Source organism: Streptomyces sp. NPDC007088, assembly GCF_042869355.1.
Taxonomy (GTDB): domain Bacteria; phylum Actinomycetota; class Actinomycetes; order Streptomycetales; family Streptomycetaceae; genus Streptomyces.
The window spans coordinates 37,694-43,756 of sequence record NZ_JBIAFO010000035.1 but is presented as its reverse complement, the minus strand read 5'-3'; the positions used below and the strand labels follow the sequence as shown (position 1 = coordinate 43,756).

At 74.2% G+C, this 6,063-nt stretch carries 5 protein-coding genes, 1 rRNA gene and 1 pseudogene; 5 read left to right on the top strand and 2 right to left on the bottom strand.

All coding sequences use genetic code 11. From position 1 onward, the window contains the following. Nucleotides 1-212 precede the first annotated feature (212 nt). From rrf to ACFYMP_RS31220, 3 genes and pseudogenes are all read left to right on the top strand, one after another. Nucleotides 213-329: ribosomal RNA gene (gene rrf, locus ACFYMP_RS31230) — 5S ribosomal RNA — on the top strand. 163 nt (nucleotides 330-492) lie between these two features. Continuing rightward, a pseudogene (locus ACFYMP_RS31225) lies at nucleotides 493-1,833 on the top strand (hypothetical protein); the annotation flags it as partial. Between the two features lie 54 nt (nucleotides 1,834-1,887). Next, nucleotides 1,888-2,796: a tetratricopeptide repeat protein gene (locus ACFYMP_RS31220; protein ID WP_388863901.1), complete on the top strand. Its 909-nt coding sequence runs from the start codon at nucleotides 1,888-1,890 to the stop codon at nucleotides 2,794-2,796. 136 nt (nucleotides 2,797-2,932) lie between these two features. Here ACFYMP_RS31220 and ACFYMP_RS31215 read toward each other — a convergent pair whose 3' ends face one another. After that, nucleotides 2,933-4,222 carry a DUF1015 domain-containing protein gene (locus tag ACFYMP_RS31215; protein WP_388863891.1) on the bottom strand — a complete coding sequence of 430 codons (1,290 nt, stop codon included), beginning with the start codon at nucleotides 4,220-4,222 and terminating at the stop codon, nucleotides 2,933-2,935. A 72-nt stretch (nucleotides 4,223-4,294) separates the two neighbouring features. On the opposite strand from ACFYMP_RS31215, the gene ACFYMP_RS31210 reads away from it, so the two are divergent. Continuing rightward, nucleotides 4,295-5,326, top strand: a complete 1,032-nt coding sequence (locus ACFYMP_RS31210; RefSeq protein WP_388863889.1) for an HAD-IIA family hydrolase — start codon at nucleotides 4,295-4,297, stop codon at nucleotides 5,324-5,326. 30 nt (nucleotides 5,327-5,356) lie between these two features. Here the strand turns inward: ACFYMP_RS31210 and ACFYMP_RS31205 are convergent, their stop codons facing one another. Next, nucleotides 5,357-5,704: an alkyl sulfatase C-terminal domain-containing protein gene (locus tag ACFYMP_RS31205; RefSeq protein ID WP_388863887.1), complete on the bottom strand. Its 348-nt coding sequence runs from the start codon at nucleotides 5,702-5,704 to the stop codon at nucleotides 5,357-5,359. A gap of 42 nt (nucleotides 5,705-5,746) precedes the next feature. On the opposite strand from ACFYMP_RS31205, the gene ACFYMP_RS31200 reads away from it, so the two are divergent. Then, nucleotides 5,747-6,031, top strand: coding sequence for a hypothetical protein (locus ACFYMP_RS31200; RefSeq protein WP_388863885.1), 285 nt, complete (start codon nucleotides 5,747-5,749; stop codon nucleotides 6,029-6,031). Nucleotides 6,032-6,063: the final 32 nt, after the last annotated feature.

The window sequence follows — 6,063 nt, the reverse complement described above, 5'->3', positions numbered from 1 at the left end:
GTTGATAGGCCGGATATGGAAGCCCTGTGAGGGGTGGAGTTGACCGGTACTAATAGGCCGAGGGCTTGTCCTCAGTTGCTCGCGTCCACTGTGTTTGTTCTCAGGTAACGAACAGCCTGTGTCGGCTGGAACAGTTTCACTTAACTAAAAAGTGTGCTTGTTCGCTGACCCTGTTCGTACTCCGCCCGCACGGGTGGAGTGTCTGAAGGGGTTTCGGTGGCCATAGCGTGAGGGAAACGCCCGGTTACATTTCGAACCCGGAAGCTAAGCCTCATAGCGCCGATGGTACTGCAGGGGGGACCCTGTGGGAGAGTAGGTCGTCGCCGAACAATCTTTGAAGGACCTCTGGTCCCAGCGTTCACGCTGGGACCAGAGGTCCTTTTTTGTTTTGCCCCGCACAACCCTGAAGTACGACCCGAAATACTTGGCCCGAGCGCGGCGCAACGCCGGCCGCGCGAGAATAGCCGCAGTACCTGAGACGAGGAGTCACCGATGTCCCCCAACCCTTCCGACGAGCGACCGGACCGCGGGCCTCGCGGCCGCGAGGGCGGCGACCGGGGCGGATATCGCGGCGCCCCCCGTCGTGACAACGAGCGACGCGACAACGACCGTGGAACCCACGCACGACGCGACGACCGTCCCCCCTTCCGCCGTGACGACCGAGGCCGGGACGACCGTGGAGGCGAGCGCGGTGGGGACCGTGCCGGCTTCCGAGGCCGCGACGACCGCGGGGGCGACCGCCCCACGTTCCGCCGTGACGACCGGGGAAGCGACCGCCCGTCATTCCGGCGTGACGACCGCGGGGGCGACCGCCCCACGTTCCGGCGTGACGACCGTGGCGGCGAGCGCGGTGGGGACCGTGGTGGCTTCCGAGGCCGCGACGACCGTGGTGGGGAGCGTCCCGCTTTCCGCCGTGACGAGCGACGCGACGACCGGGGCGGCGACCGTCCCCCGTTCCGCCGTGACGACCGTGGACGGGACGACCGTGGCGGCGAGCGCGGTGGGGACCGTGGCGGCTTCCGAGGCCGCGACGACCGTGGCGGGGACCGCCCCGCCTTCCGCCGTGACGAGCGCAGGGACGACCGGGGCGGCGACCGCCCTCCGTTCCGGCGTGACGACCGCAGGGACGACCGTGGGCGTGACGACCGCCGCGGTGGCGGGGACCGTCCGCCGTTCCGTCGCGACGACCGTGGACGGGACGACCGTGGCGGGGAGCGTCCCGCGTTCCGCCGTGACGAGCGACGCGACGACCGGGGCGGCGACCGTCCCGCCTTCCGCCGCGATGACCGTGGTGGCGATCGAGGCGGCTTCCGTGGACGGGACGACCGGGGCGGCGAGCGCGGTGGGGACCGTGGCGGCTTCCGAGGCCGCGACGACCGTGGCGGGGACCGCCCCGCCTTCCGTCGTGACGAGCGCAGGGACGACCGGGGCGGCGACCGTCCCCCGTTCCGGCGTGACGACCGCAGGGACGACCGTGGGCGTGACGACCGCCGCAGTGGCGGGGACCGTCCGCCGTTCCGTCGCGACGACCGTGGACGGGACGACCGTGGCGGGGAGCGTCCCGCGTTCCGCCGTGACGAGCGCAGGGACGACCGGGGCGGCGACCGCCCTCCGTTCCGGCGTGACGACCGCAGGGACGACCGTGGGCGCGACGACCGGGGGGGCTTCCGGGGACGTGACGACCGGGGCGGGCCCCGTCGTGACGACCGGCGTGGCGGGCCCTCGGGGGGTCGCTCCGGCGGCTTCCACGGTCGCGACGACCGGGGCGGACCGCGTCGCGACGACCGTCGGGACGACCGCGGTGGCTACCGGGGTGACCGGGACCGCGAGCCCATCAAGCGGCTCCCGATCCCCGACGAGGTCACCGGCTTCGAGATCGACCCGTCCGTGCGCCAGGAACTGATGAGCCTGCCGAAGACGCTCGCCGACGACGTCGCGCGCAACCTCGTCATGGTCGCCCAGCTCATCGACGAGGACCCCGAGAAGGCGTACGCCTACTCGCGCATCGCGCTGCGGCTCGCCTCGCGCGTCGCCGCCGTCCGCGAGGCCGCCGGCTTCGCCGCGTACGCGGTGCAGAAGTACAACGAGGCGCTCGCCGAGTTCCGTGCCGCCCGGCGGATGACCGGCGGGGTCGACCTGTGGCCGATCATGGCCGACTGCGAACGCGGGCTCGGCCGCCCCGAGAAGGCCCTCGACATGGCGGGCGCCCCCGAGGTCCACAAGCTGGACAAGGCCGGACAGGTCGAGATGCGCCTCGTCGCCGCCGGAGCCCGCCGTGACCTCGGCCAGATCGACGCGGCCATCGTCACGCTGCAGAGCCCCGAACTGGCCTCGCACGCCGTCCACCCGTGGACCGCGCGGCTGCGCTACGCCTACGCCGACGCGCTGCTCGCCGCGGAACGCACCGACGAGGCCCGCGAATGGTTCGCCAAGGCCGTCGAGTCCGACAAGGACGGCAGCACCGACGCCTCCGACCGGCTCGCCGAACTCGACGGCATCGAGTTCGTCGACGCGCTGGTCGAGGACGACGACGTCGAGGACGTGCACGAGGGCGAGGGCCTTGAGCCCGTGGCCCCGGCCGTTCCCGCGACGGCCAAGCCGGAGGACGCGGAAGTCACGGACGAGGCGGAGGAGACGGACGACCAGCCGGTCGCCGCGGACCGCGGCCGTGAGGACGTCGCCGACGAGGATGTCGCCGACCAGGACGCGACCGGCCAGGAAGCGGCCGACGAGGACGCCGCCGCCGGGGCGCCCGCCCCGTCCACGCGGCCGTTCGAGCCGCCCGCCGCCGACTAGCGGCTGGGCAGGCCGGGGCCCGCGCGGCGACACCGGCACATGACAGGAGGCGGTGGTCCGTCCCCACGGGGAGGGCCACCGCCTCCTTCGTCGTATCCGGCAACAGCCCCCTCCCTCCGCGGCGGGGGAGCCGGACTCACAGCTCCAGATCGCGCAGGACCAGGCCCGTCGCCGGCTTCGGGCCGAAGGACGTCGACTTGCGCGGCATCCGGACGCCGGCACCCGCCAGGTCGCGGACGACCGACTCCGCGACCGGGTGCATCAGCACCGCCGTACTGTCCGTGCGGACCGCCTGCTCCACGGCGGCGTCCGCCTCGTGAAGATAGGCGATCCGCTCGGAACTGTCCGGCAGGGACCACACCTCGGCGATCAGCGTCGAATGCAGCACCGTCGCGTCCAGCGCACGCCAGGCCCGGGGACGGCCGGCGGGCACCGTCCGGGCCAGCAGAGCCGGGTCCGGACGGTCCACGAGGTGGAAACGGCCGTCGCCCGCGAGCAGGAACGCGTTGCCCCCGGCCGCCGCATCCGCCAGCGCCCGCTCGGCCCCGGCCAACGGTCCCGGCACCTCGCGCACCCGGAAGGCGTCGCCCAGCAGCCGCAGCGCCCGGCCCACCGTCAGCCCGCGCAGCAGCCGGTGAATCGCCCGGACCCGCAGAGGATGCCGCACCGTGTCGACGAGCAGGACCAGGCCGTAGTCCCACGGACTCGGCGAGGGATGGCGCTCACGCAGCCGCAAATACGTCGCCCAGCGGTGGTGGCCGTCCGCGATGAGCGCCTGCCGGCCGGACAGGTCCGCACGGATCGCCCCGAGCTCCTCCGGATCGCGCACCGCCCACAGCCGGTGCGCGAAGCCGTCCTCCGTCGTCGTCGCCAGCAGCGGCGGCGAGGCCACCACCCGCTCCACGACGGCCGCCGTGCCCGAGGCCGGGGCGTCGGGGCCCGGCCCGTCTCCCCGGTACGTCAGCAGCAGCGGCTCCAGGTTGGCCGCGGTCGCCCGCATCAGGTCGGCGCGGTCCTCCACGACGTCCTGTATGACGTCCTCGTGCGGCAGGACGACCCCCTCGGAGGGCTCCGACAGGCGCAGCGCCCCGATCACCCCGCGCTGGAGCAGATCGCCCCGGCGCTGCTCGTAGACGTACAGCGCCGGGGCCTCGTCGGCGGCCAGGACCCCCTCGGCGAGCCACCCGCGCAGCGTGTCGGCGGCGTGCCGGTGACGCGGCCCCGCGCTCTCGCCCTGCGGCAGGATCACCCGGACGATATTGTGCGGATCGGCGCTCTCCAGGTGCAGCAGCCCGTCCGGGCGCACCACGACGTCGTACGGCGGTGACGTCACCGCCGCCAGGCTGCCGACCCGCTCCGGGACGTAGCGCACGCCCCGGAACGGGACAAGGTCCAGCCCGCTCTTCCCGGGACCCGCAGAGTTCATCCGTGCATCGTATGCGGGAATCCGGCATGAGCGATGATCGGGGGAGACCCACCGAACGAGGAGCGATGCGGCATGACCCAGTCCGTGCGGACGACGACCGGAACGAGCGAGAAGCCGCTCAGCGAGGCGTACGACACAGCGCTGCTCGACCTGGACGGAGTGGTCTACGCCGGCGGGGAGGCCATCGACCACGCCGTCGACTCCCTCACCGCCGCCCGCGAGGGCGGCATGCACCTCGCCTACGTCACCAACAACGCGCTGCGGCCCCCCGAGGCCGTCGCCGCCCACCTCACGGAACTCGGAGTGCCCGCCCACCCCGCCGACGTCATCACCTCCGCGCAGGCCGTGGCCCGGCTCATCGCCGAGGAACTGCCCGACGGGGCGAAGGTCCTGCTCATCGGCGGGGAAGGGCTGCGGATCGCCCTGGAGGAGCGCGGGCTCGTACCGGTCGAGTCCGCCGACGACGAGCCCCTCGCCGTCGCGCAGGGCTACGGCGGTCCCGACCTGCCCTGGTCCCGGTTCGCCGAGGCCGGGTACGCCGTCGCCCGCGGGGTGCCGTGGTACGCGTCCAACACCGACCTCACCATCCCCAGCGGACGCGGCATCGCCCCCGGCAACGGGGCGGCCGTCGAGGTGGTCCGCATCGCGACCGGGGGCGCCGAACCCCGCGTCGCGGGCAAACCGCGACCCCCCATGCACCGCGAGACGATCCTGCGCACCGGGGCCAGGCGCCCCCTCGTCGTCGGGGACCGGCTCGACACCGACATCGAGGGGGCCCACGAGGGCGGCGTCGACTCACTGCTCGTCCTCACCGGGGTCGCGGGCGTCGAGGAGCTGCTGCGCGCCGTGCCCGAGCACCGGCCCACGTACATCGGCCAGGACCTGCGGGACCTGCTGACCGCCCAGCCGGAGGTCCGCGCCGAAGGGGGACGGTTCTCCTGCGGCGGCTGGACGGCCACCGCCTCCTCCGGTGCCCTCACGATCGAAGGCGGGGGCGAGCGCGCCGACGGGGTGCGCGCCCTGTGCGCGGCCGCCTGGACGGCCGCGGGAAAGCACGCCTACGAGGGCAGGACGGACGCCGCACGCGAGGCCCTGGCACGGTAGCCGGGCCTCACCCTCCCACCGTCCACCGCCTCACAGCAGGGAGCGCAGGCGCAGCAGATCGCGGAACGGGGCCTGAAGGCGGACCCGGCCCGAGGCCCAGGCGCGGGCGAAGTCCAGTTCGCCCGCGACCAGCGCGAGGAGGTCCTCGCTCGACAGGGTGAAGCGGATGTCGGCCCGCTGCTCGGGCCGCCCGCGCACCGTGTCGTGGACGGTGAGCGCGCCCCCGGACAGCCGGCCGAGGAAGGTCGTTTCCAGGTCCGTGACCCGGCAGCTGAGGGAACGGTCCGGGGCGGCGGCGTTCTTCGCCGCGCCCTCGGCGCCCGCGAGTTTCTCCGCGAGCCGGCCGAGTGCGGCGCGGCACTGCTCGACGGTGGCCATGGTGACCGACGTTACACCCGCCTTCCGCGATAGCGTCGCGGCATGGACGACTCGACGCGGCCCCGCCCGGCCGACGCCACGACGCCCGCCGAGGAGGCCGGGCGGACGGACGCCGCCCCGTTCGGCCTCGACCGCGCCCCCACCGGGGACGCCGCGGTGGACGCCGCGCTCGACCGGCTCGGCGACGTGGACCACCTCGCCACCGGGGGCCACATGGAGGTGTACGAGGATGTACACCGGGGACTGCGCAAGGCGCTGAGCGCGCTCGACGCAGCCCAGGGGCCGCCGGCCCCCGCACCGCCCGGCCGGGGCCCCGTCCCCGGCTGACCTTCCGTACGAGCACAGGAGCTGAACCGACC

What these genes read in the sequence shown, in the direction of transcription:
- ACFYMP_RS31215 (WP_388863891.1), bottom strand. Translation starts at nt 4,222, where the DNA reads ATGAACTCTGCGGGTCCCGGGAAGAGCGGGCTGGACCTTGTCCCGTTC.
- ACFYMP_RS31210 (WP_388863889.1), top strand. Translation starts at nt 4,295, where the DNA reads ATGACCCAGTCCGTGCGGACGACGACCGGAACGAGCGAGAAGCCGCTC.
- ACFYMP_RS31205 (WP_388863887.1), bottom strand. Translation starts at nt 5,704, where the DNA reads ATGGCCACCGTCGAGCAGTGCCGCGCCGCACTCGGCCGGCTCGCGGAG.
- ACFYMP_RS31200 (WP_388863885.1), top strand. Translation starts at nt 5,747, where the DNA reads ATGGACGACTCGACGCGGCCCCGCCCGGCCGACGCCACGACGCCCGCC.